30 protein-coding genes are annotated in these 25,221 nt (G+C 57.1%); 13 read left to right on the top strand and 17 right to left on the bottom strand.

The window, feature by feature from the left end:
- Positions 1 to 42 precede the first annotated feature (42 nt).
- The 10 genes from csrA to QZ177_RS00105 form a co-directional block, all read right to left on the bottom strand.
- The gene (gene csrA, locus QZ177_RS00150) at positions 43 to 267 is read right to left on the bottom strand and encodes a carbon storage regulator CsrA (RefSeq protein WP_006193745.1); all 225 of its coding nucleotides are present in this window, start codon (positions 265 to 267) and stop codon (positions 43 to 45) included.
- A complete protein-coding gene (gene fliW / locus QZ177_RS00145; protein WP_265070923.1) occupies positions 268 to 738 on the bottom strand; it encodes a flagellar assembly protein FliW in 471 nt (156 codons plus the stop codon).
- An 11-nt stretch (positions 739 to 749) separates the two neighbouring features.
- Positions 750 to 1,340, bottom strand: coding sequence for a DUF6470 family protein (locus tag QZ177_RS00140; RefSeq protein WP_265070922.1), 591 nt, complete (start codon positions 1,338 to 1,340; stop codon positions 750 to 752).
- Between the two features lie 28 nt (positions 1,341 to 1,368).
- Complete coding sequence (gene flgL, locus QZ177_RS00135) at positions 1,369 to 2,709, bottom strand: flagellar hook-associated protein FlgL (protein ID WP_037370207.1); 1,341 nt, start codon at positions 2,707 to 2,709, stop codon at positions 1,369 to 1,371.
- A gap of 10 nt (positions 2,710 to 2,719) precedes the next feature.
- Entirely contained in the window at positions 2,720 to 4,465 is a 1,746-nt protein-coding gene (flgK, locus tag QZ177_RS00130; RefSeq protein WP_294174984.1) for a flagellar hook-associated protein FlgK, read from the bottom strand.
- Between the two features lie 68 nt (positions 4,466 to 4,533).
- Positions 4,534 to 5,007, bottom strand: a complete 474-nt coding sequence (locus tag QZ177_RS00125) for a flagellar protein FlgN (protein ID WP_294174982.1) — start codon at positions 5,005 to 5,007, stop codon at positions 4,534 to 4,536.
- A gap of 4 nt (positions 5,008 to 5,011) precedes the next feature.
- The gene (flgN, locus tag QZ177_RS00120) at positions 5,012 to 5,497 is read right to left on the bottom strand and encodes a flagellar export chaperone FlgN (RefSeq protein WP_294174981.1); all 486 of its coding nucleotides are present in this window, start codon (positions 5,495 to 5,497) and stop codon (positions 5,012 to 5,014) included.
- 40 nt (positions 5,498 to 5,537) lie between these two features.
- Positions 5,538 to 5,831: a flagellar biosynthesis anti-sigma factor FlgM gene (locus QZ177_RS00115; RefSeq protein ID WP_009646328.1), complete on the bottom strand. Its 294-nt coding sequence runs from the start codon at positions 5,829 to 5,831 to the stop codon at positions 5,538 to 5,540.
- 204 nt (positions 5,832 to 6,035) lie between these two features.
- Positions 6,036 to 6,377 (bottom strand): flagellar protein, encoded by a 342-nt coding sequence (locus QZ177_RS00110; protein ID WP_009646338.1) that lies wholly within the window; start codon positions 6,375 to 6,377, stop codon positions 6,036 to 6,038.
- A gap of 236 nt (positions 6,378 to 6,613) precedes the next feature.
- Complete coding sequence (locus QZ177_RS00105) at positions 6,614 to 6,973, bottom strand: arsenate reductase family protein (protein WP_294174979.1); 360 nt, start codon at positions 6,971 to 6,973, stop codon at positions 6,614 to 6,616.
- A gap of 185 nt (positions 6,974 to 7,158) precedes the next feature.
- Between QZ177_RS00105 and QZ177_RS00100 the strand changes: the two genes are divergently transcribed.
- Together QZ177_RS00100 and QZ177_RS00095 are read left to right on the top strand one after the other, a co-directional pair.
- Entirely contained in the window at positions 7,159 to 7,482 is a 324-nt protein-coding gene (locus QZ177_RS00100; RefSeq protein ID WP_294174978.1) for a type II toxin-antitoxin system Phd/YefM family antitoxin, read from the top strand.
- Positions 7,479 to 7,820 (top strand): type II toxin-antitoxin system RelE/ParE family toxin, encoded by a 342-nt coding sequence (locus QZ177_RS00095; protein ID WP_294174977.1) that lies wholly within the window; start codon positions 7,479 to 7,481, stop codon positions 7,818 to 7,820. Before QZ177_RS00100 ends, QZ177_RS00095 begins: the two co-directional genes overlap by 4 nt.
- A gap of 22 nt (positions 7,821 to 7,842) precedes the next feature.
- Here the strand turns inward: QZ177_RS00095 and QZ177_RS00090 are convergent, their stop codons facing one another.
- The 4 genes from QZ177_RS00090 to QZ177_RS00075 are packed head-to-tail and all read right to left on the bottom strand — an operon-like array spanning position 7,843 to position 10,737.
- The gene (locus QZ177_RS00090; protein WP_009646329.1) at positions 7,843 to 8,460 is read right to left on the bottom strand and encodes a Type 1 glutamine amidotransferase-like domain-containing protein; all 618 of its coding nucleotides are present in this window, start codon (positions 8,458 to 8,460) and stop codon (positions 7,843 to 7,845) included.
- Between the two features lie 9 nt (positions 8,461 to 8,469).
- Positions 8,470 to 9,591, bottom strand: coding sequence for an aminofutalosine synthase MqnE (gene mqnE, locus QZ177_RS00085; RefSeq protein WP_294174971.1), 1,122 nt, complete (start codon positions 9,589 to 9,591; stop codon positions 8,470 to 8,472).
- A 9-nt stretch (positions 9,592 to 9,600) separates the two neighbouring features.
- On the bottom strand, positions 9,601 to 10,116 hold the full coding sequence (locus tag QZ177_RS00080) for an ECF transporter S component (protein WP_265070912.1): 516 nt from the start codon (positions 10,114 to 10,116) through the stop codon (positions 9,601 to 9,603).
- Between the two features lie 57 nt (positions 10,117 to 10,173).
- Positions 10,174 to 10,737 (bottom strand): carbonic anhydrase, encoded by a 564-nt coding sequence (locus tag QZ177_RS00075; protein ID WP_294174969.1) that lies wholly within the window; start codon positions 10,735 to 10,737, stop codon positions 10,174 to 10,176.
- Between the two features lie 207 nt (positions 10,738 to 10,944).
- Here QZ177_RS00075 and trxA point away from each other — a divergent pair, with 207 nt between their 5' ends.
- Positions 10,945 to 11,253, top strand: coding sequence for a thioredoxin (gene trxA / locus QZ177_RS00070; RefSeq protein WP_294174968.1), 309 nt, complete (start codon positions 10,945 to 10,947; stop codon positions 11,251 to 11,253).
- Between the two features lie 163 nt (positions 11,254 to 11,416).
- On the opposite strand, the gene QZ177_RS00065 is transcribed toward trxA, so the two are convergent.
- Both QZ177_RS00065 and QZ177_RS00060 read right to left on the bottom strand, forming a co-directional pair.
- The gene (locus tag QZ177_RS00065) at positions 11,417 to 13,519 is read right to left on the bottom strand and encodes a methyl-accepting chemotaxis protein (protein ID WP_294174966.1); all 2,103 of its coding nucleotides are present in this window, start codon (positions 13,517 to 13,519) and stop codon (positions 11,417 to 11,419) included.
- A 213-nt stretch (positions 13,520 to 13,732) separates the two neighbouring features.
- Positions 13,733 to 14,605, bottom strand: coding sequence for an NAD(P)/FAD-dependent oxidoreductase (locus tag QZ177_RS00060; protein ID WP_294174964.1), 873 nt, complete (start codon positions 14,603 to 14,605; stop codon positions 13,733 to 13,735).
- 215 nt (positions 14,606 to 14,820) lie between these two features.
- Here QZ177_RS00060 and QZ177_RS00055 point away from each other — a divergent pair, with 215 nt between their 5' ends.
- The 3 genes from QZ177_RS00055 to QZ177_RS00045 all read left to right on the top strand — a co-directional run bounded on the left by QZ177_RS00055 (position 14,821) and on the right by QZ177_RS00045 (position 17,453).
- Complete coding sequence (locus QZ177_RS00055) at positions 14,821 to 15,171, top strand: heat-shock protein Hsp90 (RefSeq protein ID WP_294174963.1); 351 nt, start codon at positions 14,821 to 14,823, stop codon at positions 15,169 to 15,171.
- A 147-nt stretch (positions 15,172 to 15,318) separates the two neighbouring features.
- Positions 15,319 to 16,230: a hypothetical protein gene (locus QZ177_RS00050; protein ID WP_294174961.1), complete on the top strand. Its 912-nt coding sequence runs from the start codon at positions 15,319 to 15,321 to the stop codon at positions 16,228 to 16,230.
- 26 nt (positions 16,231 to 16,256) lie between these two features.
- The gene (locus QZ177_RS00045) at positions 16,257 to 17,453 is read left to right on the top strand and encodes a glycoside hydrolase family 3 protein (RefSeq protein WP_294174960.1); all 1,197 of its coding nucleotides are present in this window, start codon (positions 16,257 to 16,259) and stop codon (positions 17,451 to 17,453) included.
- Between the two features lie 490 nt (positions 17,454 to 17,943).
- On the opposite strand, the gene QZ177_RS00040 is transcribed toward QZ177_RS00045, so the two are convergent.
- The gene (locus tag QZ177_RS00040; protein ID WP_294174959.1) at positions 17,944 to 18,588 is read right to left on the bottom strand and encodes a lactate utilization protein; all 645 of its coding nucleotides are present in this window, start codon (positions 18,586 to 18,588) and stop codon (positions 17,944 to 17,946) included.
- Positions 18,589 to 18,852: 264 nt separating this feature from the next.
- Between QZ177_RS00040 and hisC the strand changes: the two genes are divergently transcribed.
- The 7 genes from hisC to QZ177_RS00005 all read left to right on the top strand — a co-directional run bounded on the left by hisC (position 18,853) and on the right by QZ177_RS00005 (position 24,318).
- Positions 18,853 to 19,905 carry a histidinol-phosphate transaminase gene (gene hisC, locus QZ177_RS00035; RefSeq protein ID WP_294174958.1) on the top strand — a complete coding sequence of 351 codons (1,053 nt, stop codon included), beginning with the start codon at positions 18,853 to 18,855 and terminating at the stop codon, positions 19,903 to 19,905.
- 67 nt (positions 19,906 to 19,972) lie between these two features.
- Positions 19,973 to 20,947 (top strand): polysaccharide deacetylase family protein, encoded by a 975-nt coding sequence (locus QZ177_RS00030; protein ID WP_294174957.1) that lies wholly within the window; start codon positions 19,973 to 19,975, stop codon positions 20,945 to 20,947.
- A complete protein-coding gene (locus tag QZ177_RS00025) occupies positions 20,941 to 22,125 on the top strand; it encodes a serine hydrolase (protein ID WP_294174956.1) in 1,185 nt (394 codons plus the stop codon). Before QZ177_RS00030 ends, QZ177_RS00025 begins: the two co-directional genes overlap by 7 nt.
- A gap of 104 nt (positions 22,126 to 22,229) precedes the next feature.
- Positions 22,230 to 22,634 (top strand): Asp23/Gls24 family envelope stress response protein, encoded by a 405-nt coding sequence (locus QZ177_RS00020; protein ID WP_006193774.1) that lies wholly within the window; start codon positions 22,230 to 22,232, stop codon positions 22,632 to 22,634.
- A 91-nt stretch (positions 22,635 to 22,725) separates the two neighbouring features.
- Positions 22,726 to 23,412, top strand: coding sequence for a DUF4234 domain-containing protein (locus QZ177_RS00015; protein WP_265070900.1), 687 nt, complete (start codon positions 22,726 to 22,728; stop codon positions 23,410 to 23,412).
- Positions 23,413 to 23,466: 54 nt separating this feature from the next.
- Positions 23,467 to 23,838: a DUF4234 domain-containing protein gene (locus QZ177_RS00010; protein WP_264919798.1), complete on the top strand. Its 372-nt coding sequence runs from the start codon at positions 23,467 to 23,469 to the stop codon at positions 23,836 to 23,838.
- A 3-nt stretch (positions 23,839 to 23,841) separates the two neighbouring features.
- Positions 23,842 to 24,318: a DUF2752 domain-containing protein gene (locus QZ177_RS00005; protein ID WP_265070899.1), complete on the top strand. Its 477-nt coding sequence runs from the start codon at positions 23,842 to 23,844 to the stop codon at positions 24,316 to 24,318.
- Positions 24,319 to 25,221 lie beyond the last annotated feature (903 nt).

Raw genomic sequence — 25,221 nt, 5'->3', positions numbered from 1 at the left:
GCAAGGAACGACTTGCCAAAGTCTTGCCTCGGATGAGACGCTTCACTCCGTCCCGGGCAATGCGCCGCTGAGGTCGATGTCAGCAGGCGCTGCCGCCCGCTTGTTCTCGTCCTGTATGGCGCGATATATTTCGCCGCGGTAGATCTTGACCTCGCGCGGCGCTTCGATGGCGATGCGGACGTTGTCCCCCTGCACTTCCACGACATGAACGACGACGTCGTCGCCAATCATGATCTGTTGGCGCGGCTTGCGCGTCAATACCAACATTCAGTTCGCCTCCCGCTCGCTTGCTTCCTTGTCCTCCGCCTTCTTGGAAAACAACTTGTGCTTCGTGCAATAGCCGCTCTTGTCGAGGACGATCTGCCGCCCCTCGTTCGTGCGGCTGTTGATGACAATCGGTGCGAGAAGATTCGCCGTCATCTCGCGTATGTCACTGCCTGGGATTGTCAAGAGCGTGTAGAGCAGAAGATCTTCCTGTCGTTCAAGGGCAAGGCTTTCGAGAACATCGTCCTCCAAGCGGAACTCGTAGTCAGGGAAGAAGATGAACGGGATCGCCATCAGAAATGCGAGATCGGGCGTTGTCACCGACTGCAGAAAGACGTAGGGGCTTTCCTCGTCGTATGGTATGATGATGAACTCATGCTCGTCTTCGAAGGCTGGAAGGCCTGCAGCAAAATGAACAATTTTGCTCTCGTCTTCCTCGATTTCTCCAAAGCGCGTCGTCGTGATCTTTCTCATGTTCTTCTCCCCTATGCGTATACATCATAATGGCCGATGGATGTCCACATATGAATGGAACCTTCCACTTTCATATGATAGTCGATACTGCCCGGCTCATAGTCGTACGTGGCGAACGGATCGGAGCGTATGTCGATCGAGTGCTCGCCGACATCGGGCGATCCTTTAAGCTCTGCCGGATGCACTGTGATCTTCGGACGCGGGATGGGCTTGAGCTCGATTTCCTTCTGTTCCTTGATCTCAGCTTCGATCTTGCCCTTCGCCTGCTTTTGGAAAAAGTCCGCATTTGGCTTCGCCGCACCGTCAATCGCCTGCCAAGCCTCCGATGAGCGGCGGCTCGTGCCACTTTTCACGCCTGAAAGGCCTGCGTTTTTGAAGTCCGCGCAGAGATCGGCATCCTTGCGGAAACCGTACGCCTTACGGCTCTCGTAGCTGTCGATGTCAATGCGCACCTGCGTCGCGCCGAGATTTGCGCTCGCTTCGCGCCGCACCCCTCGCATCTGTGTCGGCGTCATGCTCGTTTTAAGCTGGAAGGAGCGCGTCTGCCAGCCGAGCATGGGCAGGGTATGGCGCACATTCAGATACGTCATATTGGAAAGCATCGCGTCCCTCCTTTCTTCTGTCTTGTTCTTACCTCAAGTAGTCGGTCAAAGTCGGCGGCAGGATGCGCGAGCCGACGGAGAGCGACATGTTGTAGATTGCCGACGCCTGCATGAGCTGGACGGCGAGCTTCGCGACATCCGTGCTGTTCGTGTCGGAAATATCCTGCTTGATGGAAACGGCGTAGTCGTCGAGGATGTCCGCCATGCCCTTGTAAACATTGTGGCGCGCCGCGATATGATCCTGCGATATGACGACGTTGTTGTGTGACTCGTCGGCGAGCGTCACGCCGTCGGAAATCAGCCAGTTGACGTCGGAGGAATCGACTTTCGCCGCCACGGTCAGCATATCGTTGATCGCCGCCGTGCCCGACTGGGTGTTGCCCGAATTTTCATCGTCAAAGATGTCTGTGCCGAAGATGTCGCCCGCCGTCGCATTGACGGTGTCGGCGGTCGGCTCGACGGCGCCGTTCTTTTTGACCATGGAGATCTGTTTGAAATCGCCTTGGTACTTGACGATCTGCTGGTCGATGGTCTTGAGCTTCAAGTTAACCGTATTGCCACCGACCGTGATGCTCTGTGACCAGCCTGCGCCCTTGCCGGCAGCAGCCGGCGGCGTCGTCGAGGCGTCCTTGATCTGCCCCGTATTGAGGAAGTTGTCTGACACGTTGAATGCGCCACCGAGGGTGCCTGCACGGTCTGCCGACGGGTTGACCTCCGTCTGCCCTGCCGCGACCTTCTTCTTGTAGCCATCCTTCATGAAGTCGTAGGAATAGATGTCGCCCGTCTTCGTGTCGAGATAATATTCATTATTGTCGTCGCCCTGGAGCGTGATCATCTGCTTCATGCGGCCCGACACGTTCGTATTGTTGAAGAACTTCGACTGCTGATCGTCGAGCGTCTTGGGCACGCCGCGCGCGACCTTCTTCTCCGTGAGGAGGAACGGCTGCGTGAGGTCGGACTGGCCAGAGAAGATGTAGCGGTCGCCCTGCTGCGAATTGCCGAGGGAGACGATCTCATGCAGCTTTGCTGTCATCTCCTTGGCAATTGCGTCCATATCCGTATCCTGGTGCGGCGACTGCGCCGCTTGAATCGTCTTTTCCTTCAACGTCTTGAAGATGTCTGCCATGCCCGAGACGGCGCCGTCCGTGCGCTGCATCCACGATTTGCCGGCGTCGACGTTCTTCTGATACTGCTCGTTCTCGTTTTGCTCCGTGCTGTAGCGAAGCCAGTTCGAGTAACGCACGGGATCGTCCGACGGGCGGTGCAGCGACTGTCCGTCCGACTGTTCCATGAGCTTCGCCTGCTCCTCCGCGGCGGTGTTCAGCTGTTTCTGATAGCGCGAAACCATCTGCAAGCTGCCGATTCTCATCTATTTCACCTTACCTTCCCACCATCCCCGTGTTGTTCACGAGACGGTCGAGCATTTCGTCCATTGTCGTCATGCAGCGTGCGCACGCACTGTAGCCCTGCTGGAACTTGATCATGTTGGAAAGTTCCTCGTTCCAGTTGACGCCCGAGACCGACGTGCGCCAAGCCTCGATCTGCGTCATGACATCCTGTTGGAACTTGACCTTCGTGTCCATAGCGTTCGAATCGATGCCGAGTGCACTCGTCACCGAATTGTAGTAGTTGTTGAGCGAGACCGTGCCGGTCGGACGGTGCTCCGTCGGGCTGCCCGCCGTCGGGTTCTTGTATATTGTGAGGCCCGTGTCCTTCTGTTCCATGTTGAAGATGTTCGTCAAGAGAACGGCGTTGCTGCCGTCCGCCGTGCCGTTCATGTCGCTCGTCGTATGAACGACGGTACCCGCGCCCGTAAGATTCGGCGGGATCGTCGCATTGTTGTAGCCGAGATTCTGCACGTAGGAGTTCTTCGCATCGCTGTTGTCACCGAAGCCGCGTGCAGCAAGCTTGAGCTCGCCGTTCTGTGCGACGAGTTCGGCACTGACCTTCATCGCCTTGATGATTTCAAGGCCTTCAAGCTCTTCCGTATCGCCGGCCGTCGTAGAGAGCGTCGTCGTATGTGTCGTTACGGGAGGCGAGCCGGCTGTCGTCGACGCCGTGCCCGTCACCTTCGCCGCGAGGAGCGACTGACGTTCCTTGTCCCAAATATAATACTTGTCATTTCTGCCAAAGAAGTTGAGGTTCGACGTCTTGTCCTTGTCAATTCCGGCACCCGCGCGATGCTGGTCATTGAACTGCGTCATGAACGTCGCCGCGATATTCGCGAGCTTATCCATGTACGCTTTGTCCTCCTTGATGGAGTCGACGGCAGCTTGCAGCGAGCCATTTCCCGGCACGAAGAGTGTGTTCGTATCCTTGAAAATCAACGAGTAGTCATTGACGCCGTAACGCTTGTTCTCAACGGGACCGTCCATCTTGAGCTCGAGGCGCGAGACGCCGTTGACGATGGACGCGCCGCCCGAGACGACCTGGTACATGCCGTTATCCATCTCGTAGACATGCAGGCTCATGTAGCCCGACAATTTATCAACAAGGAGATCGCGCTTGTCGCGGAGGTCGTTCGCCATCGCACCATTCGCTTCGGCGAGCGAGATATTCTTATTGAGTTCGACAATCTTCTGCGTGATCTCGTTGACATCCTTGACCTGGGTATCCATCTCACGATAGACGAGATCAAGCTGCTTCTGCACGTTCTGCGCCGATTCCTCGAGGCGGTCAGCGAACTGTTTGCCCGATTCAATGACGGAGACGCGCTTCGCGGGATCGCTCGCATAGACGCTGAGGTCGTTCCACGCACTGTAGAACTTATGCATCTCGTTCTGCAAGCCCTTGGTCTTGGAATCATTGAAGACCGCCTCGATCTTGTCGTAGTTCTTCTGGCGGTACTTCGCGTAGGACTCCGTCGCCTCCTCCTGCCAATACTGCTTGTCCGCGAAAAAATCGCGGGCTCTCGTCAGCGAATCCGAATCGACGCCGGTACCGACGAAAAGTCCGCCATACAGACTGCTGTGCTCCAATGCCCGCGTAGTCGCAGGATTCACGCGCTGGCGCGAATAGCCCTCTGTGTTCGCGTTCGTGATGTTGTGCCCCACCGTATCAAGGGACAGCTGATTGTTGTAAATGCCGCGAACCATCGTGTTCAGTCCGGAAAATGTTGATCGCATTCTTTCACCCTTTTCCCTCGGAAGCGCCGCCTCGCTCTTGCGAATCTGCGCTTTCTCTATCTATCCCGTCAGACGTTCGCATCAAACACTTTCGTGTCCGCGCCCGCCTGCTTCTTCCCTTTCCGCACGTCCTTCGCCGTGTACGTCGCCTCTGCAGGCGTCCCCGCCATCACATTGATGTTGAAGAGGATAAACTGCATGTGGCGTTCGAGCAGGGCGTCGTTCATGGCGACCGCTTCCTGCATCTCGCGCATGATCCCGTTCGTTTCCTCCAGCAGGCGTCTCGCGACAGCACGTTCTTCAGACGGAGCCGTGCGCGAGAGGAGCTCCGCGAGGTCGTGCGTTGCTGTGCCCTTCAGGAGCAGCTCCTGGCGCTTCTCTATGCGCCGCAGCTCGATGAGCAGAACCTCGATTGCCTTCGTCTCCTTGCTCATCGAATCGCCCGAACCGTCGCAAAGAGCCTGGCGCTGACGTTCCACCGCGAGGAGAAGCCTCTGGCACAAGTCGATCTGCTGTCTGAGCAGCTTGATGATCTCTCCCATAGCTTCACGCCTTGAAGTCGAAGCGGCGCTCGCGCGTCACGCTTTCCTTGCCGCCCGCTCCGTAGGACGCGCCCGCCGCCGTGCCGCCGATACGATTGAGGTTCGCCGTCACTGCGGCAAGTGCACCTTCGGCAAGCAGCGTATTCCGCTCGCCGAGGCGCTCGACCTCCTTCATGCGCCGATCAAGCTCCTCGTGCAGCGTCTCAAGTTCTCCGGCAATCTGCTGATCTGGGCAGCGTGCCAGAAGCTCGCGCAGTTTCATCGTCGCCTCTATGCCCGCGTCCTTTTCCGCAAGGCTTCGGAGAACCGCCTTGCGGCGCGTCTCAAGCCGCTCGATCTCCGCCGCGAACCGTTCCTCTTCCTTCACGACGCGCTCGATCGCCTTGAGATCCATCGCGGCCAGTGCCTTGTGCTTTGCCCCGCTGACTTTTGCAAGCTCCGCATAGCACGAAGAAAGTGCCTTCATGACTTCCTTCATTTCACGCCACATAAGCATCCTCCTCGTGACAGCACGTCAAAACAAGGTTTTCTCAAATGCGCTGGTCGAGCATTTTCGCAGCTATATCGCGCCCGGCAACATAATAGTCACCTGCGGCGATGCGCTCTTCATAAAAACCAACTCTGTCCTCTCGAACCTTATCGTTATCCGCTTTCAAGCGGTTGAGAATCTCACCGAACGTCCTGCCTTCCTCGGAAAGCACAACGGCGTCCTTGCGCGGCGCTTCCGTCCGGTATCTGTCCTGCGTCTGCACGGCGGAAAGAGCTTCATTCGCTGCATAGACACCGTAAAGAGTCTGCACACGTCCCTGCACCTGGATGGACATCGCACCTCACCACCTTTCTTGTTATAGACGGAAACGGAGCATCCTCACTCACATACCCGTCTTTCATGAGTAGTATCGGAAAAAAATTCTTTCAGCTTAAGCGCCGCTCCATGAGAAGTTTCTGCGAAAGAGCGGCTCTCAAGCGCCCTGTTCCTTGCCAACGGGCACGGAAGTGCGCCGCCGGAAAGAAGCGGCCATCCACTCTCAGCCGATGCGGTCCGCCCCCGCCTTGAAATCGCGCATACAGCCCGCGCAATAGCGCCCGCGCGAGATCAGCGTGCCGCAGCTCTCGCATGGATAGCGGATCTCCCGGTCCGCCTGCAGGAGGCGGGAGTCGTGGATCATGCGCAGGATCTCCTTTGGCTCAGCCCCCGTCCCTGCGGCGATCTCATCGAGCGTCGTCACCTCCGGATGCGCATTCACATAGCGGATGATGCGCTCTTCTTCCTCGCGCTGCTTTTCGAAACAGTCCATGCACAGCCTCTGCTTCGGCTGTGCGATAAAGAGCTTGCCGCACGAAGGGCAGTTTTTCAAATTTCCGTTCATCTTGTACCTCTCTCCGTAAAAGTAGCCAAAATATATGCGTCTAATGTATCTATCGTCGCGAACGCCTCTATTCCTAAGGGAAGATTCAAGGATTTTTCCAATAGCTTCCCCCCGCCCGTCAGATGCTTCCCTCCAAGAAGCAAAAAGGCTGCACCCAAGGCAAAAAGCTCGGGCACAGCCATAAGGAAGCGCGGATAAAACGAAGTCACTCATCCCGACGCATCTGCGTCGGGAATTCATGCAAAGTGCTCCTGCCACTCCTTTTCCTTGAAGCCGACGAGGACAAAGTCAGTGGCGACGAGAAGCGGACGCTTGACGAGCATGCCGTCGGAAGCGAGCAAGTCATACTGCTCGGCCTCACTCAACGCGGACAGTTTGTCCTTGAGTCCAAGTTCCTTGTACTTCAAGCCGCTCGTGTTGAAGAAGCGTTTCAGCGGCAAGCCGCTCTTCGCGTGCCAGGCCCGCAGTTCGTCGGCCGTCGGCCGCTCCTCCTTGATGTCGCGCTCCTCAACTGCAGCACCGCGCTCTTCCAGCCAGCGACGCGCCTTTTGGCATGTCGTGCAGCGCGGATAGCATACGAAAAGACCCTTCTTCATGCAAATGCTCCTTTCACTCATAAACTACACGCATAAAACAGTTCTTTTCTCGACCATGCGTTATACCAATGGATACCCTGCTCCGATCCCCGCAGCAGGGGTGTCGACAAATTCGTTGTCATTTTATCGACATCTTGCTATACTGAACGCAGAGTATCTGCATGATCTGGAAAGGATGGTTCATCATGCCGCAAATACACCCGCTCCCCCCTATGATTCCCATCACAGCCTTCAATCGCGGCCAAGCCGGAAAAATTTTCTCCAACGTAAAACAAACCGGCATGACGGTCGTCATGAAGAACAATGAACCGGAGTGCGTCCTGCTGTCGCCTGCCGATTACAACGCCCTTGTCGAGCGCTTAGAAGACACTGACCTTCTGCATCTCGCTTCCGAAAGACTGAAAGACTTCGACAGCAAAGAGCAGGCGGCTATTCCCTTTGAAGAAGTCTGCAAGCGAAACGGCATCGACCTTCCTTCTCTCGATTTTGAGAGCGTTGAAATCGAATGATGTGGCAAGTACAGTTTCTGGAAGCAGCGCAAAAAGACTTCGAGCGTCTTGACGGCAGTCAGAAGCAGGAAACGGCAAAAGCCATCTGCAAGGTTTCTCAGAATCCACTGCCTGCAAGTGAGGGCGGCTACGGCAAGCCATTGGGCGCACATGCCGACACGAATCTCGTCGGTCTATTAAAAATCAAACTGAAGCGCTCAGGCATCCGTATCGTCTACAAACTGGTGCAAGACCGCGATCACATGCTTATCATCGTCATTGGGCTGCGCAGCGATGCTGCCGTATATAAAATCGCTGCACGCAGAATTGCAAAACTTGACGACAGTGAGTCCCTATAAGCCTAAGCGGAGCCGATCGCACCTACGCTTCTCTCTCCACTCTGTGCTCCGCACCATCAACAATCACTGCCTCACTGTTGTCCATTGTCAAAAATTCCAGTTTCCCATCGTATACACGAAGCGTTTCTTCCACAGCTTCAACAAACGGTTCTTCTCCTCGATGAGGCAAAATATAAAAATCCACAACAGATAAGCCGCTCATGTCTTTTAGGTCCGGTGCGGCTTTTTTGTCGTCCATGATTTGACCATAGGCAATATCCCTAGCCGTGATCATTGCTCCTGCCGACTCTCCGATATAAAGCATCCCCTCTTCAATTCTCTCATGCAAAGCCCCCAGAAGATTTTTGCGGCGCAGCTCCTGCAGCAAATAGAAGGTATTACCGCCTGAAACATAAAGGCTATCGCACATTTGCAATTCTCGTTCACATTCTTCCCGTGCGAATTTGCTAAAATCCATACGTTTCACACGGTAGCCAAGAGCGGCGAATGTATCCGCCGCTTCCTCCACATAGTCGGTATATTCTTCGACATTCGCCGCCGTTGGAACGAAGAGAATCTCTTCCGGCCTTTTCTCCTCCAACCATGTTCCAACCAACGTCTTCACTCCGGCCAAATAAGATGCTAGAAAAAGTTTTTTCATTTTTCCACCTCATTCATACACATGAAGGATATTGAAGTTGCAGTCACATGCCGCGGGGATGCGGCCGGCTTCCTTGACGATGCGGATGATGCGGTCCTCCGTCAGCGCGCGCGGACTCTTCGCGCCCGCGTCGTGCAAAATCGTCTCCTTGTGCACCGTTCCGTCGATGTCGTTCGCGCCGAAGCCGAGCGCCACTTGGGCGACAGGGACGGTCAGCATGACCCAATATGCCTTGATGTTCGTGAAATTGTCAAGCATGAGGCGCGAGATCGCCATCGTCCTGAGGTCGTCCCACATCGAGGTCTGAGAGATGCCGCTCTCAGCGGCGAGCGCCGTGTTCTTCGGCAGGAACGGGAAGCAGATGAATGTCTGGAAGCCGCCCGTCTCGTCCTGCAGAGAGCGCAGTGCGAGCAGATGGTCGACGCGCTCGGCGAGCGTCTCGATATGCCCGTAGAGCATCGAGGCGTTCGACTTGATGCCGAGTTCATGCGCCGTGCGCGCAGCGTCGAGCCACTCCTTCGCCGTCGCCTTGTTCGGACACAGCTCTTCGCGGATGCGGTCGGAAAGGATCTCCGCACCGCCGCCCGCGATGGCGTCAAGTCCTGCCGCCTTGAGCTTTTGCAGCACCTCGTGCACGGAAAGCCCCGAAATCTTGGAGAAATGCGTGATCTCGACGCCCGTGAAGCCCTTGAGGTAGAGCTTGGGGAATCTTTCGTGCAGCGCACGAAGCCGCGCGAGGTAGTCGTCGAACGTCCACGCGGGATGCAGTCCTGAGACGACGTGCAGTCCCGCAAGGTGCGGATCCTTCATCGCGTCCTCGACAACGGCGACGGCGTCGTCCGCCGCCATCTCATAGGCGCCCTTGTCCTCGGCGTCACGTCCGAAAGCGCAGAATTTGCAGTGCGCGCAGCATATATTCGTGAGGTTCACATGGCAGTTCACGTTGTAGTAGACGACGTCGCCGCACTTTTCGCGCCGCACATGGTCGGCGAGTGCACCGAGCCAAGCGATGTTCCTGCAGTCAAAGAGGCGGACGCCGTCCTCGCGCGTCAGGCGCTCTTTCGCCAGCACCTTTTCTTCAATATCTTCATAGCCCTTGGGAGCGAGCAATTCCGTCACTTCTTTCCTCATCCATAAAATTCAATCCTTGCGCAAAAAACGCCCGCGCAAAAACGGCAGGGCGGCGAGCGCCAAGGCGCTGTTGACGACGCCTTCCACGAAAAGCCCGGGGAAGGAGGCCAGCGCCGCCGCAAGGCTGTCGTAAAGGACAGCACCTGCGAGCGTGTAGGCCGCCGCCATCCAAAGGCTCGCGAGAGCCAGCGCCGCCGCGATCCGCCAGAGCCCGCTTCGCTCCTGTGCCATGCGGCAGACGATTTCCGCCATGACGAACTTGATGACGAGCGTCGGCACGATCCAAAGCGCGAAGCCGCTCATGAAGTCGGCAAGCGCCGAGCCGAAGCACGCGGCAAAGAGCGCCGAGCGCCGCGGCGCCAAGAGCGCAAAGAGGAAGATTGCGGCATCGCCCAAATGCGCGTAGCCGAGCGGAATCGGGATGTGAGGCACGAAGGTGGCGAGAAAGACGATCGCCGTCATCAGCGCCGTCAAGACAAGATCCTTCGCGGCAAACTCACGGTTCTTTCTTTGAGCGGCCATCATGACTTCTCCTTCGGCATACCTGCAGCAAAAAACTTCTCCTCATATCCGATGCCGCCCTCACGCATCGCCGCTCTCAATCAGGTCGACCTTGCCCGTCCTCGGGTGCAGCATCAGTCCGTGAATCTTAAGATCCTTCGGCAGCAGCGGATTCTCGCGCAGTTTTTGGACGACTTCCTTGACATTTTCCGCCGGATGGCTGAAGCTGTCCGCCCAATGCACAAGCTCCTCGCGCAGGGGCGTGATCGCCGCATCGTCAACGCCGCGCGCGTGCATGGCCTCGATGAGGCTCTTCGCCGTCGTCTTCGCCATGCCGCATTCGTCGTGTCCGACGACGAAGATCTCCTCAATGCCGAGCTCGTATGTCGCAACCATGAGGCTTCGCACGACGCCGTCGAAGGGGCCGACGAGCGTGTTGCCGACGGTCTTGACGAATTTCGCGTCGCCGCGCTTTAGCCCCAAGGCAGGCTCCAAAAGCTCTACAAGGCGCGTGTCCATGCAGGTGAACACGGCAATTTTCTTCTTCGGCAGCTTGCTCTCGTGCACATCTTCTCCCGTGTAGTCGACGGGCGGGTTCTTGCAGTACGCCTCATTCGCCTGCAGCATCTCTTCCAATCGTGTCATGGAATCCACCTTTCCAGGGAAGCACGGATAAATTCAGCGATTCCCCCATCATTATTTTTCGTTCATCATTGTAGTGGAAAAAGCGCGATATTGCAAGAGATTTGACGGCAAGACGGAAGAAATCGCACGCCTTCCCGCTTTTCCCGAGGAAAAGGATGTGATATAATAGCGAAAGAGTTCCATCAAAAAAGATTGCGAGGGATAAACATGAATGCAATAGAGATTACAAAGGAAAACTTCGAGAGCGAGGTCACGGCCGCCAAGGGCACGGTGCTGCTCGACTTCTGGGCGCCGTGGTGCGGCCCGTGCCGCATGCTCACGCCCGTCATCGACGAGGTGGCTGCAGCGCATCCCGACCTCAAGGTCGGCAAGGTCAACATCGACGAGCAGCCCGATCTCGCCGTCCGGTTCGGCGTGCAGTCGATTCCGACGCTCATCGTCTTCAAGGACGGAAAGAAGACGAAAGAATCCGTCGGCTTCGTGCCGCGCGAGATGGTCGAGAGCCTGCTCGACTGAAGGGACCGCGGATAAATTCCGCACTTCCTCAAGACGTACGAGAAAGAGCCACCATGGTTTTGCAGCCGTGGCGGCTCTTTTTTTGATAGGCGCTGCATCCATCCGTGCTTCTTCAGATGAATACGAACTGTATGAGCAGCATATAGCAGACTGTACCGCCCACCTACGCGCCGCGCTCGATGTTTCGGATCAGGAGGTTGATCGCCTCCATGCGCATATTCGCCGACTCGCTGACCTTTTCCAGCTCGCTGACTGAGCGCGCCGACTCGGCGATGTGCACGAGGCTTCCTTCAAGCGTCTTCTGCAGCACAGTCATCTGCTCGTTGAACTGCGCGTCGAAAGCACGAATCTTCTTCTCCATTTCCTCGTTTGCCTCCATGATGGCGTCAATCTTGTGCACTTCGTTCAGCAGCTTTCGCACCGCCTCGTCGGATGCCGTGAGGTTTTCCTGCGTCGTGCCCGAGAGCTTGCTGACCTCCTGCGCGACGACGGCGAAGCCGCGTCCCGCCTCGCCCGCACGCGCCGCCTCTATGGTCGCATTCAAGGCGAGCAAGTTGATCTGCGAAGCGATGCCTGCAATCAGGCGGATGACCTCGTCGATGCGCTTCGTGTCCTGCGCCAGCTTTTCGAGCGTCGGTCCGATCTCCTCGCCTTGGTGCACGATCTGAGCGAAGAGCTGTTTCTGCTCGGCCGAGCCGTCCGAAAGGTTCTTGAGAGCCGCCTGAATCGCATGCACCTCATCGGAAATGCGCGTGATGGAGGCGATGATCGCAGGAATCTTCTGCTGATAGTCGCGGAACATGGCGACAAGGTCATCCTTGAGCGCCCCCACATGCGCCTGCCGATCGATCATGCGGCGGAAGAAGAAGGCGTCGCAGTCGGCGTAGATGCTCGCGAAGTTATCAATGTAGTCATCGCGGAAACTCACGCCCGAAGGCACATGATAGAAGAAGAGCGCCGTCAGCGTCTCGTTGACATGCAGGCCCGCGATTTCGCCGAAGCTCGAAAAGCCTGCGACAGGCACATCGCGGAACTCGTCAATGTGCCCCGTCTCCGACGCATAGCAGAGGCGGCGCAGGATGCAGTCGTTCAGAATACCGCCGAGCGGTGCAGGCTTGCCGCGCTGGAAATCAGCGAGACCCTTGGCGAGCGTGTCGGCAAGAGAGCCGCGCTTCATCAGATGAAGCCGCTCGCCCGTCACGATGTCGCAGTAGAGATTCAGGCGGCCTCGTGCATGGTCGAGCGCACTGACCGAGCGGATGAAGAAGTCTTCGTTGATATCGGAAGCGAACGTGTACTTCTGCATTGCCGCATCAAGATCGGCGGCAGAATGCACGCCAAGCGTGCGTTTCAAAGCCTCCAACGCCGGCAATGTCTCGCCCGACGAAAGCTGCAGCGTCTCGACGGAGCGAAGCGCCGTCGAGGCCTTGTCGATGATGAAGGACGTATCCGTCTTTTCGACCGCCTGCGTCTTGAAGATGCCGTAGCGGTAGCCGCGCCTGAGACGCACGAGTGTGATGACGGCATGATCTTCAAGGCTCGCTTCGCCGTCGTAGACGCAGGCGCGCCCGTGCGCATCGGGGGCAGACGAGCCGCCGATATAGGGGCACGGGAACTTGCGCGACTCGTAGAGCGCCTGCATGAGGAACGTCTCCGAGCGCGAAAGTCCATCGATGTAGACGAGCGCAAGCGTGTGGTAGAGACTGATGCGAAACGGCGGCGTATGCCGCTCAAGCTCGCCCTTGATCGCCTGGAGACGCGCCTCAAGGCTCATGTCGATGCGATCCGCCTTCAAGTCCTGCGAGTGAAGCGGAACGCTCATCGTGAAGACGCCCTCGATCATGCGGCGCGAATATCCCTGCAGAAGCACGCGTGCGCGTCCTTCGCCGGCTTCCTGGTAGAGCGTCGCACTGCCCTGCGGACGACAAAGCTCGCCCGCGTCCGTCATGAGCACGATGCGCACCTCCTTGCCGAGCGCCTGCTGCACGGCTCTGCCGACGTCCGTCAAGTCGAGATCGGGCGAGACAAAGCCGAGGACGAGCGCCACGCCATCGGGCAGAGAGGCGATGGGCGCGAGGTTTTCCCGCGCGATCTCGCTTCGATGCAGGTAGCAGACGGCGACATCAGCGCCCTGCAAGTCTCTGCCTGCCGGCGCTCCGTTCTGCGCGGCCGCCTTTTGAACCTGCGGCAAGGGCTTCGCATCCACGCGGTCGCGCAGAGAAGATTTCCCTTCCTCATCTTTTCTGCTCTTCAAAAAATCAAACACCTTCGAACCTCCTGACAAAAGAAGCACGGATAAATTCGGCCGCCTATCCTTACACTTCTATGCGGCCTCAACTTATCATCATTTCCCAAAGAAACCAACCGGACACGCCCGCGCCCAGCTGCCGTACATACCTTGACCATCATTATAGCATGGAAGGGGCGTCTCTTCCCAATTTTTTCAAAGAAAACTTTCCTTCAGCCGCACGTCTTCCATTCAAGCCTTTTTGCCGCGCAAAAACTTCAGCGCCGAAAGCCCCGCGACCGCGCCCTCGTGCACGGCCTTCGCCACCTGCAGGAGCCCGCCCGTCGCATCGCCCGCGGCAAAGACGCCGGGCACGTTTGTCTCCATCTTCTCATTCACTTTCAGATATACACCGTCGAGAAGAATTCCGAGTTTCTTGGCAATCGCCGTGCTGCCCGCCGTGCCGAAGGCGACGAATATGCCGCTGACGGGAAGCGTCGCGCCGCCCGCGAAGACGACGCGCTCGACCCTGCCCTCGCCCTCGACCGCGGCGAGCCGTTCCGTATGCACGAGAAGCCCTGCCGGCACATGCGCGGGCGCCGCCTCGCCATTCGTCAAAAGATGCACCTTCGCCGCGTGCGTCAGGAGTGCCGCAGCTTCTGCAAGCGCATAATCACCCGCGCCGAGGACAGCGGCCTCCTTGCCGCGATAGAAGAAGGCGTCGCAGATCGCGCAGTAGCTCACGCCGTGCCCTTCCAACTCCTTGAGTCCTGAGAGCGGCGGCGCGAGGCGCGAAGCGCCCATGGCAAGAACGACAGCATCCGCTTCGAGCGTCCGATGCACGAGCTCAGCGACGAAGCCGTCCATCGTGTCCTTGAAGCGCAGGCCGACAAGCTCCCCATCGACGAAATCCACGCCGAGACGCTTCGCGCCCTCGATGCCCTGTGCGGCCAATTCCCTGCCCGTCAGCGGTTCGCCGAAGCCATAGTAGTTTTCAATCCTTTCCGCCTTTTCGAGCGCACCGATGCCATTCGCAACGACCGTGACCGCCGCCCCGCCGCGCTTCGCGTAAACAGCCGCCGAAACGCCCGCAGGCCCCTGTCCGATAACAAGAAGATGCTTCATGCCTGAATCTCCTTTCCGTCCCAAAGGAAGCACGAATAAGCTCAAGCGCCCATCTTCGCATATCCGGACGACTCCATCTCAGCCGCGCTTCCACCATTCTTCCATTACTATACTACGTAAATTTTCCGCGCTTTGTCAATAACCGCTTGCAATTCTGCCCCATTTCTTCTATAGTCGTAATAGGCAATATCAACGAAAGAGAAAGGATGTTGTTCATGGACAAGCAAACCCTCATTGAAAAGGTCAAAGAGATCGTCAGCGCCCCGAGCTGCTACGAAGGGCTCCGAAAACTCGGCGAAGACTGGCTCGCCGCCATCGGCACGGACGCGGAAAAGAAGCTCTCCGAAAAGCTCATCGCCGCTCTCAAGGAAGATGTCTCCAGCATCGACGCCTCACTCGCCTTCTTCCAGTCCGACGAAGCGAAAAGCATCTTCGGTGCCGAAGAAGCTGCAAACCTCGCAAAGAAGGCCGAAGAGTTCAAAGCTGCCGGCAACAAGATCTGCTTCTGCCCCGCGTGCCAGGCAGGCGAAACCGTGCTCGAAAACGCGAGCGTGCTGCTCAAGTAAGACGCGGAATCAAACAGACTGCCAAAGCCGGATGCAGAAAAAGCTGCACCCGGCTTTTCCTGCATCGAGAAGCGCGAATGCTTGCCAATGGGACGGATTTTTTATAAAATATGAGGTAAGCGAAGCCTCGTTGCAAAGGAGCGGCACATGACGATTTTCAACACGCCGGAGCGACAAAAAATCTATCGTGACATCATCAAGAAACTGCGTTTGATTGACGACGCTTTTTTCAACAGCTGTTTTGACGGCGACATCGCCTGTATGGAACTTTTGCTGCAAATCATCTTTGGCAATCCGCAATTGCGCGTCAAAGAAGTATTGACGCAAAGATCTGTCCCAAACCTCTTCGGACGCGGTGTGCGTTTCGATGCAATTGCCACTGACGGTGAGCGCATCTTCGATGTCGAAGTCCAGCGCGATGACGAGGGCGCCGATCCCATGCGAGCGCGCTACAACAGCTGCATGATGGACGCACGCGAGCTCGACAAGGGGAAAGACTTCAGGGAACTGCCCGAAACCTATGTCATCTTCATTACGGAACACGATGTATGGAAAGGCAATCGACCACTATATCATGTACAGAAGTCCTTCGCTGAAACAGGAGTCGCCTTCGACGACGGCGCACATATTATCTACGTCAATGCCGCATATCAAGACGACACGCCGCTCGGTCGCCTGATGCATGATTTCTTCTGTGAAAACCCCAACGACATGCATTACAGCGTCTTAGCAAATCGAGCGAGATTTTTCAAAGAAAACGAAAGGGGAGCCTCCACCATGTGCAAATTAATTGAAGACCTCGTCAAAAGTGACTTGGAACACATTCTCAAAGCCGAAGTAGCCGAAGCCGAGGTTCGCGGTGAGGCCCGCGGTGAAGCTCGCGGTGAAGCTCGCGGTGAAGCCCGCGGCGAAGCTCGCGGCAAAGCACATGGCGAAGAACGCGCCTTTCTCAGCAGCATCCGCAATCTGATGAAGAATGCGGGCGTCTCGGCAGAGAAAGCCATGGATCTGCTCGGCATTGACGCCATGGCTCGCAGCAAGTATATGTCGTTGCTATGAAACACACTCCCAGCAAGGAATCATCCATGACGAAAAATCGCGCGAACCGCAAAACCTCCCTCGTTCCTCTGCTCCTCTGTCTGACCATCTTCTGCACCAGCCTGCTCCTCGCGGGCTGCCTTGCGCGCTCTGACGATGCCGCCTCGAAAGATTCCGCTGCGAGCCATACGCAAAAAAGCCTCTCGCCCGATGAAAAAGCGGCCGCCATTGTACAGAAGATGAGCGACGCCGAGAAAGTCGGGCAGCTTCTCATGATCGGCATACAGGGAACGGAGCTCGATGCGGACAGCCGCTTCATGCTTTCGGAGTACCATATCGGCGGCATCATCCTCTTCGACCGCAATATGAAGAGCCAGGAGCAGGTGCGCGCACTGAACGATTCCCTGCAGAAAAATGCCTCGGATGCAGGCCTGCCGCTTTTTCTCGCCATTGACGAGGAAGGCGGCGCCGTCGCTCGCATGAAGGAGGCATTCCCGCCGCCGCCCGCCGCCGCAGAAATCGGCCGCACGGGCGACCCCCAAGCAGCATACCGCTATGCTGCCGACACGGCGCACGGACTCAAGGCGATGGGCTTCAACCTGAACTTCGCGCCCGTTGCCGACCTCGGTGCGACCTATGGGCGCTCCTATGCCGACGATGCCGCCACCGCGACAAAGTTTGTCGCCGCCGCCCTCGAAGGTCACTCCGACGCCGGGCTTCTCGCGACGATCAAACACTTCCCCGGTCTCGGACGCGGCGAGAGCGACACGCATGAGGACACGGTCACCGTACACGCTGACCGCGCCACGCTCGAAGCGAGTGACCTCGTGCCGTTTCGCGAGATGATTGCCAGGAGGAACGCTGCAAAGAATGCGAAAGGCGCTAGCGGTTGGTTCGTCATGGCAACGCACACGATGTACCCGGCGCTCGATGCCAAGAATCCTGCCAGCCTTTCGCCCACCATCCTTCAGAGCCTTCTCCGAGAAGAACTCTCCTACGACGGCGTCATCGTGACCGACGACCTTGAAATGGGCGCAATCTCCCGCCACTATGGCTTCGACCGCGCGGGCGTCGAAGCGATCCTGGCGGGAGCAGACCTCGTGCTCGTCTGCCACGACTACGCGCACGAAACCGCCGTCTACAACGGCCTCCTGAAAGCCGTGAAGAGCGGCGAGATCTCCAAAGACCGCCTCGACGCTTCCGTCCGGCGCATCGTCAAGGCAAAGATCGAATATCTCGAATAGCTGCTTGCAATCATAGCCTAAAAGATTGACAGCAACGTACAAAAAATCTATAATTACAAAAGAAGAGTGACTGGCGGGTGGTAGCGTCGGTTTCTCCTTCGGAAATTTTTAGTTTCATTGGAAAGAGGAGCCGCCGCAACCGCAGAGCGGTTCTTTTTTCTGCTTAGAATCTAAGCAGATGAAAAGTGATGTCTACTGCAAGCGCAAGCGCTGCAATGAGAAGTGAGAGCTTTTCATAAAGCGTCACACACATCACCTCCTCGCATGGAGGAGAACCGACTGAAGCCAGTCACTACGGCGATTATAGCATAGGAATTGCCGCAAGGAAAGCGCCAGCCTCTACTATAACGAAAACCATGTTCTGAGAATCTTATTGCAACCATTTTGAAGGCCAGCCGTCATGGCAAGCTGATATAGCAAGCAGCCTCCTGTTTCGCCAAGCGAAGTGCAGGAGGCTGTTTGCGTTCATGCAGCGCCTTCGTAACTCTATCTACAGCCCCAACTCCTCCTCAATCAAAACCAGTTCCATCGGTCGATAGCTCATCTTCTTGTAGTGGATCGTCAGTGCGTTGCAGATGCGCTCGGGGCTTGTACAGTCGTAGCACCTGTCGCCCTTTGCGGCGCACGGCGTGCGCTTCTTCTTCCTCGCTGCATTTTGCGGCGCAGCAATGGCGTGGATGCGCTCGATTGCCGCCTCCACATCCTTGACGAGCTTGTTCACGCCGCAGACGAAATACGTCTTCTCATGACCAAAGAGAGAACCTGCGATGCGGTTTCCCGCGCCGTCCATGTTGACGATCTGCCCCGCCTCCGTGATGGCGTTCGCCGACAATAGGAAGACATCGGTCATCAGCGCCTCCCTGCCTGCCGCGAGGAAAGCCTCCAAACCGCCGCTGTGACCGCTCCTCGCAGGATCTATGACCTCGTTTTTCACGCTGAGCTTCTCGTAGAGCCTCAGTGCTCGCAGCGTCTCCGAGTCGCCGAAGCCCACGCGCTTTCCTGCGATCTCCCGCGCGAGGTAGTCTGCCGCCTCCTCCTTCGTCTGAAACAGCGATACGTCGTAACGATTGCGGTGAAACGCTTCAAGCGTGCGCTCGATGCGCTCCTTTTCACGCAGCCTTGTCCCTTCCTCCATGACCATCCTCTCCTTTCGCCAAATACGCGGCAATGCTGCCGCTTTTCCTCCCACGAAAACAAAACCGACAATGACGTTCCCTAAAGAATCCCGAATAAATGCAGCAACCCATCTTCACACACCCGCATTGTCCCTAATAAAGAAATTTTCGGCAAAAGCCGCCGCTTTCCTGCCGCCCCCTTGCCCTTCGGGCAAAAAGGACGTAGAATAGGAATGTATTCTTTAAGAAAAACGCTTATAGCATAATGAAAACGAGGGAAAGCCATGAGCCTGTACGATAACATCCGCCGCGTCACCCCCTACGTCCCCGGCGAGCAGCCTGCGGGCAAGGTCATCAAACTGAACACGAACGAATGCCCCTACGCGCCCTCGCCGCGCGTCGCCGAAGCCATCGCCGCCTGCGACGTCGGCCGCCTGCGCCTCTACCCCGAGCCGGACTGCCACACTTTGAAGGAATCGATCGCCGCGCATTACGCGGTCAAGCCGGACGAAGTCTTCGTCGGCGTCGGCTCCGACGACGTTCTCGCGCTCGCCTTCCTCACGTTCTTTGCCGGGCAAAGGCCCGTGCTCTTCCCCGACATCACCTACTCCTTCTACGATGTCTGGGCTGAGCTTTACGCCATCCCCTACGAGACCGTGCCGCTCGCCGCAGACTTCACGCTCCGCCCCGAAGACTACGCGCGTGAAAACGGCGGCGTCATCTTCGCGAACCCCAACGCGCCGACGGGACTCGCGCTTCCCTTCTCAGGCGTTGAAGAAATCCTCGCGACGAATCCCGAATCCGTCGTCATCGTCGATGAAGCCTACGTCGATTTCGGCGCAGAAACAGCGCTCCCGCTGCTCAAAAAATACGAGAACCTCGTCATCGTGCGCACGATGTCGAAGTCGCGCGCTCTCGCCGGCATGCGCATCGGCTACGCCTTCGCAGCAAAGCGGCTCATCCGTGCCATGGAGGACGTCAAGGCGTCGATCAACTCCTACACGATGACGACGCTCTCTCTCGCCGCAGGAAAAGCCGCCATCGAGGACGAAGACTACTTTCAGCAAACGCTTGGAAAAATCATCAAGACGCGCGAGGAAACGAAGGCGTCTCTTCAAAAGCTTGGCTTTTCCGTCACGGAATCGAAGACGAACTTCCTCTTCGCGCGAAATCCCGACATCCCGGCGCAAACGCTCTTCGAAACCTTGCGAAAGCGCGGCATCTATGTGCGCTACTTCAAGAAACCGCGCATCGACGAACACCTGCGCATCACCATCGGCACGGACGAGGACATGAAGCAGCTTCTCGAAGAACTCCGCTGCCTCAGCCAAAGATGAAAAATGCGCCAGGACGGAGAAACGGAATGTAAGAAATCACGGAACATACGGAAAGGATGATTTTGTCTTGCAAAAGAACACGGAAAACACCAGCGGCAAGAACTTCCTGCAGAACCGCCACGCGAAGATGTTCGTGCTCATCGCTTGCCTCATGATCGCCTGCATCGCAGGCTGGCGCATCGCATGGAGCGAGCTTCATACGGAAGACAACGCTGCGGAACCCTCGACGGCACAGACAACGGACAGCGGCGCTCCCGCAGCCGACCCTGCGAAAAAGACGCCGCCGAGCGGCAACTACGTTGTCGTCAGTGACGACTTCAGCAACCTTCAGATCACCGACGCGCAGACGCCCGTCTACGACATCTATACGCTCGCCGAGCGCCGCGAAAAAGGCCTTCCCACCGAGATGCCGGACCTCACCCCCTATACGATGCCGAATGTCGCCTACCTGACCTTTGACGACGGCCCCGACGCGAAGAACACGCCCGCCATCCTCGACATCCTGAAGGAGCGCGGCATACACGCCACCTTCTATGTCATCGGCAGCATGGCAGAAGCGCACCCCGACGTCCTCAAGCGCATCTTCGCCGAAGGCCATGCCATCGGCAACCACAGCTACAGCCACCGCTACGACATTCTCTATCCGAACAAGGAAAACTTCCTCGAAGAGATTGTCCACACCGATGAAGTGATCTACAACATTCTCGGCGTGCGTCCGCTCATCGTCCGCGCCCCGGGCGGCGCCGCCAGCATGTTCAAGCCCGGCTACAGTGCCATGCTCAAGGAAAACGGCTATGTGAACCACGACTGGAACGTCAGCAGCGAAGATGCGACGGGCAACAACGTCAGCGTGCAGAAAATCCTCGGCTCGATCAGCTACACCTGCGCCAACCGCCCCAAGGATCGCGGCGCCATCGTCCTCATGCACAGCAAGGACGGCAAGGAAACGACGGTCGAGGCGCTGCCCGCCATCATCGACATGCTGCAGGGCGCAGGCTTCACCTTCGGCGTCATGACGCCGCGGACGGCGCAGCCGTGGTAAAGAAGCGCACGCAAAAATCGGGAAAAGCCGCTGAACGTGCAGAACTGCAAAGGAAGCTCGATCGTCTCCACGCGGATGAAAAGACGCCGAAGAACTCCTCCTCGTGGCTGAAAAAAGCGATGCTCTGCACCACCTTGCTCATCCTCGTGCAAACTGCCCTCTGCCTCGGCGTCGCCGAATACATGTGGCAGAAGCAGAACCCAGACAAGCCCTCTCCGTTCCTCGTCGCTCTTCTCGATGGCAGCGACGCCGCGCAAAAAGAACTGCAAGAGCATTGGCAGAGCCTTACGAGCGCCGTGCGCGCCAAGCAAAGGGGCGGCGAGGCGGAGGCGGCGGAACGCAGCGTGCAACAGGATTCTTCGGCTGCGGCTAAGAGCGCGCCACCTGTGCCGAAGCTCGCCGAACGCAGCAGCGATCAAGAAGCGCTGCGTGCCGACTTCTCCGCCATCCTCGCCCAAAAAGCTCCCGACTGCTCCGTCTTCCTGCTGCGTCCGCGCGAAGAAAAAGAGCCGCTTCTCTACCAGTCGCATGCCATGCAGCCTGCGAGCATGATCAAACTCTTCATTCTCGCCTACGCCATGCAGCAAGCGAAAGACGGAACGCTCTCCCTTGCCGAACCGCTCTCCATCACCGAGACGAACATCGTCGGCGGCGCGGGACAGCTCAACTGGTACGACAGGGGCAAGCAGCTCACGATCGAGCAGCTCTTAGAGCGCATGATCACGGACAGCGACAATACTGCGACGAACATCCTTATCGACCGCCTCGGCATCGAGAACATCGACGGCTACATCCGCCAGAAAGGATACGCAGACACGCGCCTGCAGCACAAGATGATGCTCTCCAACCAAGGCCGGCCAAACCTCTCCAGCGTCAAGGACATCGGCACGCTTCTTTCGCTCATCTACCGCGGCGAATGCGTCGACTACGAGCACGACAAAAAGATGCTGCAGATCCTCTCGCGCCAGAAGGACAAGGACTGTCTGCCGTCGGCGCTCCCCGCCTTCCTCGTCGCGAACAAGACGGGCGAAATCACAGGCGTCTACGCCGACGGCGGCATCGCGTGGAGCGACGCGGGCGACCTGATTCTCGTCGTCATGGACGAGAACTGCCGCGACCGCCAAGAGACGATCGCGCTCTTTCAACGAATCGCCCAAAGAGCTGCCGCCTCGCTCTGACGCTTTGCAAACCGATGTCGTTGCCACCCATACGATTTTCTGTTATACTGGAATGGCAGAGATATTGAAGAAGTTGTTTTAGCAGCAGCAAGGAGGTTTTTTCCATGGCAGAAGATACAGCTCCGCTCATGACGAGCAACGAAGGACTCGGCTCGATCCGCGTCGCTGATGAAGTCGTCAGCGTCATCGCGGGACTCGCGGCGATGGACGTCGACGGCGTCGCAGGAATGAGCGGCGGTCTCATCGGCGGCATCGCCGAAATGCTTGGCCGCAGGAATTTCTCGAAGGGCGTCAAGGTCGAAGTCGGCGAGCAGGAAGCCGCTGTCGATCTCTCCATCGTCGTGACCTACGGCGTCGACATCCGCCACGTCGCAACCGACGTGCAGAAGAACGTGCGTCGCGCCATCGAGTCCATGACGGGTCTCAAGGTCGTCGAAACGAACGTACAGGTGCAGGGCGTCGTCTTCCCCGAAGAGGAGAAGGAAGAGCCTGCCGCACGCGTGCGCTGAAGAAGAAGCTCCATGAGGCAGGTGCCCCATGGAGCTTCTCTCGTAAAAGAGCCATTTTGAAGGAACTCTAATATTTGATAAGGAGGTTTTCATGCAGATACAGAAGCGCGACATCGCGCTCTCCATCGTCCTGACCGTCATCACCTGCGGCATCTACGGACTTTACTGGATGTACAAGCTGACGAACGAGATCCACGCTCTTTCGGGCAAGCCGCGCACGGTGGACGGCGGCACGGCCGTACTCTATACGATCCTCACCTGCTCTCTTTACTTCTACTACTGGCTCTACAAGATCGGCGGCGAACTCGTCGAACTGCGCCGCGAAAACGGCCTGCCTCCCGACTCCGTGAGCAACAAGACGTATACGATCGTCACCATTATCATGACAGTCATCTACATCGTCTTCACGATGCTCGAATACACCTTCCAATTCATTCTCAGCGCCGCTACGGAAGCCGCCCCGATGCATCACGATTCTGCCGAGGACGCCATGGCCATCGGCATTGTCATCCTGGCGTTCATCATCGGGCTTCTCGTCACCGCCATCGTTCAGGCCATCCTTTCCGGCATCGTCCTCTGGGCAGTCTACAAGCGCAAGGACGACAGTCCGACGCTCGTCTACCTGCTCATGGCGATTCTGCGCACCTACAATTTCACCATGGCATTCCTGCAAGCCTCTCTCAACGACTTTCTGCAGCAAAAGAACTGCGGCGCACCGTCCGAACCCATCTTTTCGGCAGATGCACCGCGCGTATCTCTGCAAAAGCCGCACGCCTAGCGCTCGCCAAGAGCCACCGTTTTTATCCTGTTCAACCAGAAAGGAAGATTCCTCATGACAAAAAGAAGCATTCCCCTTGCCATCGTTCTTTCCTTCATTACCGTCGGTCTCTACGCCCTCTATTGGGTCTATACGCTCACCGAAGATGCGCACGCAGCAGCGGGCGAACGTACGACCGCTTCAGGCGGCATGGTCATCCTCTTCTCCTTCCTCACCTGCGGCATCTACAGCTTCTACTGGCTCTACAAGATGGGCGAGACCATCGTCATGGCGAAGCAGAAACGCGGCATGACGGCAGACACGAACCTCCCCATCATCTATCTCGTCCTCGCCCTCTTCGGCTTCGGCATCATCAGTTACGCCTTGATGCAGAGTGCGCTCAACGACATCATCGACCACGATGGCGGCGCATCGCAGGCCTTCTAAATCATGAACGATACGAAAAGAGAGAAGCCGTCCGCTTTCGGGCGGTTTCTTTTTGCCGCAAAAACCATCACAGGCAATGCAGAAGGGGCAGCAAGATGGCTTGCTGCCGAGCAGCGAACACGCGCCAAGGTCATTTTCCAGCGCTACGCCCTACTCCTCGCCGTCGGCGTCGCCTATCTCATCTTCTGCCGCACGACGGGACTCAGTCTGCCATGCCCCTTCCACGCCATGACAGGACTCGATTGCCCCGGCTGCGGCATCACCCGTTTGATGCTCTCGCTCTCCGAAGGCGACCTCGCTGCCGCCTTCCATGCGAATGAAGCCATATTCATTCTAGGCCCGCTTCTGTGCATCTTTCTCCTGCGCGACGATCTCCATTGGATTCTGCAAGGCAAAAGAAAAGAGCCGCCTCGTCCCTTCGTTTTCTTCCTCCTCATCGTCTTCGCAGCTTTTACGATCTGGCGCAATTTCTTACGGTGAAAGGCAGCTTATCAGACCATCTATGCGTTGCAACTTGCCGTTTTTTCACGTTCCCTTCCTCAATATGTCCAAATAAGCTTCATAGGCAAAGATGCGTCTTCTTCTCTTCTCGCTTGTTTCTACCAAGATTTCGCATTCGCCAGCCGCTGGATTACCGCCGTGGCCGTATTGAAGGACATCCCCCATGCCTCTGCCATCTTTCGTATATCGGCGATCGGATTCGCTTCGATATAGCGAAAGACGCGCGAGGCATTTTTTCACCCTTCCCAACGTGTCTACGAAAGCCGCGTTTTTTCATGCAGCTCCGTCAAGCGATCGATCGCCTCAACGGCATCCGCCGCCGACTCGTCCAGAGCCTGCAGGAAGAAGCGAACCACCGCTCATGTCCACATGCACAAACGTCATCCTTGCAGATATTGTGCGCTCCTTGCAGCAAAGTTGAAATAACATGTCCGTCTTATCCCTAACTTTGATACAATCTAACGATGCACCCCCTATACCCGATTAACGATGCACCCCCTTGCACCCCCCTGACTATCGTTAAGAGAGTATACGCCGTGAAGCCGCATAAATCAAGGCTTCGCGGCATAGTGAAAGGGGGTGCATTTGCACACCCTAGCCAGAAAAACTGGACACGGAAATCTAAAAATTGGTCAATGAAACCCAGATATCGGACAACTCTGAACGTCGATCTGGCAATTTTGCACATCAACGGGTACAACATTGACCATTGCACCCACAGACTTGAACTTCACACTCGTATTCTTGATTAAAGAATTCTCATACACAAGAACCTCGGACTGCCTATTCTCAGTCCGAGGTTCTTGATTCTAAAATATTCTTAGCCAATCTTCGCCGCAAGCACGTCTGCCTCGCGTACCGATGTCACCATGCCGAGATACG

The sequence above is a fragment of the uncultured Selenomonas sp. genome (assembly GCA_905372355.1).
Taxonomy (GTDB): Bacteria; Bacillota; Negativicutes; order Selenomonadales; family Selenomonadaceae; genus Selenomonas.
This window is presented reverse-complemented; position numbering and strand designations above follow the sequence as displayed.

Excerpts from the sequence above, each read along its gene's own strand:
- flgK (WP_294174984.1), bottom strand. The coding sequence starts at position 4,465 with ATGCGATCAACATTTTCCGGACTGAACACGATGGTTCGCGGCATTTAC.
- QZ177_RS00020 (WP_006193774.1), top strand. The coding sequence starts at position 22,230 with ATGGCAGAAGATACAGCTCCGCTCATGACGAGCAACGAAGGACTCGGC.
- QZ177_RS00095 (WP_294174977.1), top strand. The coding sequence starts at position 7,479 with ATGATGTGGCAAGTACAGTTTCTGGAAGCAGCGCAAAAAGACTTCGAG.
- QZ177_RS00015 (WP_265070900.1), top strand. The coding sequence starts at position 22,726 with ATGCAGATACAGAAGCGCGACATCGCGCTCTCCATCGTCCTGACCGTC.
- QZ177_RS00060 (WP_294174964.1), bottom strand. The coding sequence starts at position 14,605 with ATGAAGCATCTTCTTGTTATCGGACAGGGGCCTGCGGGCGTTTCGGCG.
- QZ177_RS00050 (WP_294174961.1), top strand. The coding sequence starts at position 15,319 with ATGACGATTTTCAACACGCCGGAGCGACAAAAAATCTATCGTGACATC.
- QZ177_RS00125 (WP_294174982.1), bottom strand. The coding sequence starts at position 5,007 with ATGGGAGAGATCATCAAGCTGCTCAGACAGCAGATCGACTTGTGCCAG.
- QZ177_RS00045 (WP_294174960.1), top strand. The coding sequence starts at position 16,257 with ATGACGAAAAATCGCGCGAACCGCAAAACCTCCCTCGTTCCTCTGCTC.
- QZ177_RS00040 (WP_294174959.1), bottom strand. The coding sequence starts at position 18,588 with ATGGAGGAAGGGACAAGGCTGCGTGAAAAGGAGCGCATCGAGCGCACG.
- trxA (WP_294174968.1), top strand. The coding sequence starts at position 10,945 with ATGAATGCAATAGAGATTACAAAGGAAAACTTCGAGAGCGAGGTCACG.
- QZ177_RS00105 (WP_294174979.1), bottom strand. The coding sequence starts at position 6,973 with ATGAAGAAGGGTCTTTTCGTATGCTATCCGCGCTGCACGACATGCCAA.
- flgL (WP_037370207.1), bottom strand. The coding sequence starts at position 2,709 with ATGAGAATCGGCAGCTTGCAGATGGTTTCGCGCTATCAGAAACAGCTG.
- QZ177_RS00005 (WP_265070899.1), top strand. The coding sequence starts at position 23,842 with ATGAACGATACGAAAAGAGAGAAGCCGTCCGCTTTCGGGCGGTTTCTT.
- QZ177_RS00075 (WP_294174969.1), bottom strand. The coding sequence starts at position 10,737 with ATGACACGATTGGAAGAGATGCTGCAGGCGAATGAGGCGTACTGCAAG.
- QZ177_RS00100 (WP_294174978.1), top strand. The coding sequence starts at position 7,159 with ATGCCGCAAATACACCCGCTCCCCCCTATGATTCCCATCACAGCCTTC.
- mqnE (WP_294174971.1), bottom strand. The coding sequence starts at position 9,591 with ATGAGGAAAGAAGTGACGGAATTGCTCGCTCCCAAGGGCTATGAAGAT.
- QZ177_RS00010 (WP_264919798.1), top strand. The coding sequence starts at position 23,467 with ATGACAAAAAGAAGCATTCCCCTTGCCATCGTTCTTTCCTTCATTACC.
- hisC (WP_294174958.1), top strand. The coding sequence starts at position 18,853 with ATGAGCCTGTACGATAACATCCGCCGCGTCACCCCCTACGTCCCCGGC.
- QZ177_RS00090 (WP_009646329.1), bottom strand. The coding sequence starts at position 8,460 with ATGAAAAAACTTTTTCTAGCATCTTATTTGGCCGGAGTGAAGACGTTG.
- QZ177_RS00080 (WP_265070912.1), bottom strand. The coding sequence starts at position 10,116 with ATGATGGCCGCTCAAAGAAAGAACCGTGAGTTTGCCGCGAAGGATCTT.
- QZ177_RS00055 (WP_294174963.1), top strand. The coding sequence starts at position 14,821 with ATGGACAAGCAAACCCTCATTGAAAAGGTCAAAGAGATCGTCAGCGCC.
- QZ177_RS00140 (WP_265070922.1), bottom strand. The coding sequence starts at position 1,340 with ATGCTTTCCAATATGACGTATCTGAATGTGCGCCATACCCTGCCCATG.
- QZ177_RS00110 (WP_009646338.1), bottom strand. The coding sequence starts at position 6,377 with ATGAACGGAAATTTGAAAAACTGCCCTTCGTGCGGCAAGCTCTTTATC.
- flgN (WP_294174981.1), bottom strand. The coding sequence starts at position 5,497 with ATGTGGCGTGAAATGAAGGAAGTCATGAAGGCACTTTCTTCGTGCTAT.
- QZ177_RS00115 (WP_009646328.1), bottom strand. The coding sequence starts at position 5,831 with ATGTCCATCCAGGTGCAGGGACGTGTGCAGACTCTTTACGGTGTCTAT.
- csrA (WP_006193745.1), bottom strand. The coding sequence starts at position 267 with ATGTTGGTATTGACGCGCAAGCCGCGCCAACAGATCATGATTGGCGAC.
- fliW (WP_265070923.1), bottom strand. The coding sequence starts at position 738 with ATGAGAAAGATCACGACGACGCGCTTTGGAGAAATCGAGGAAGACGAG.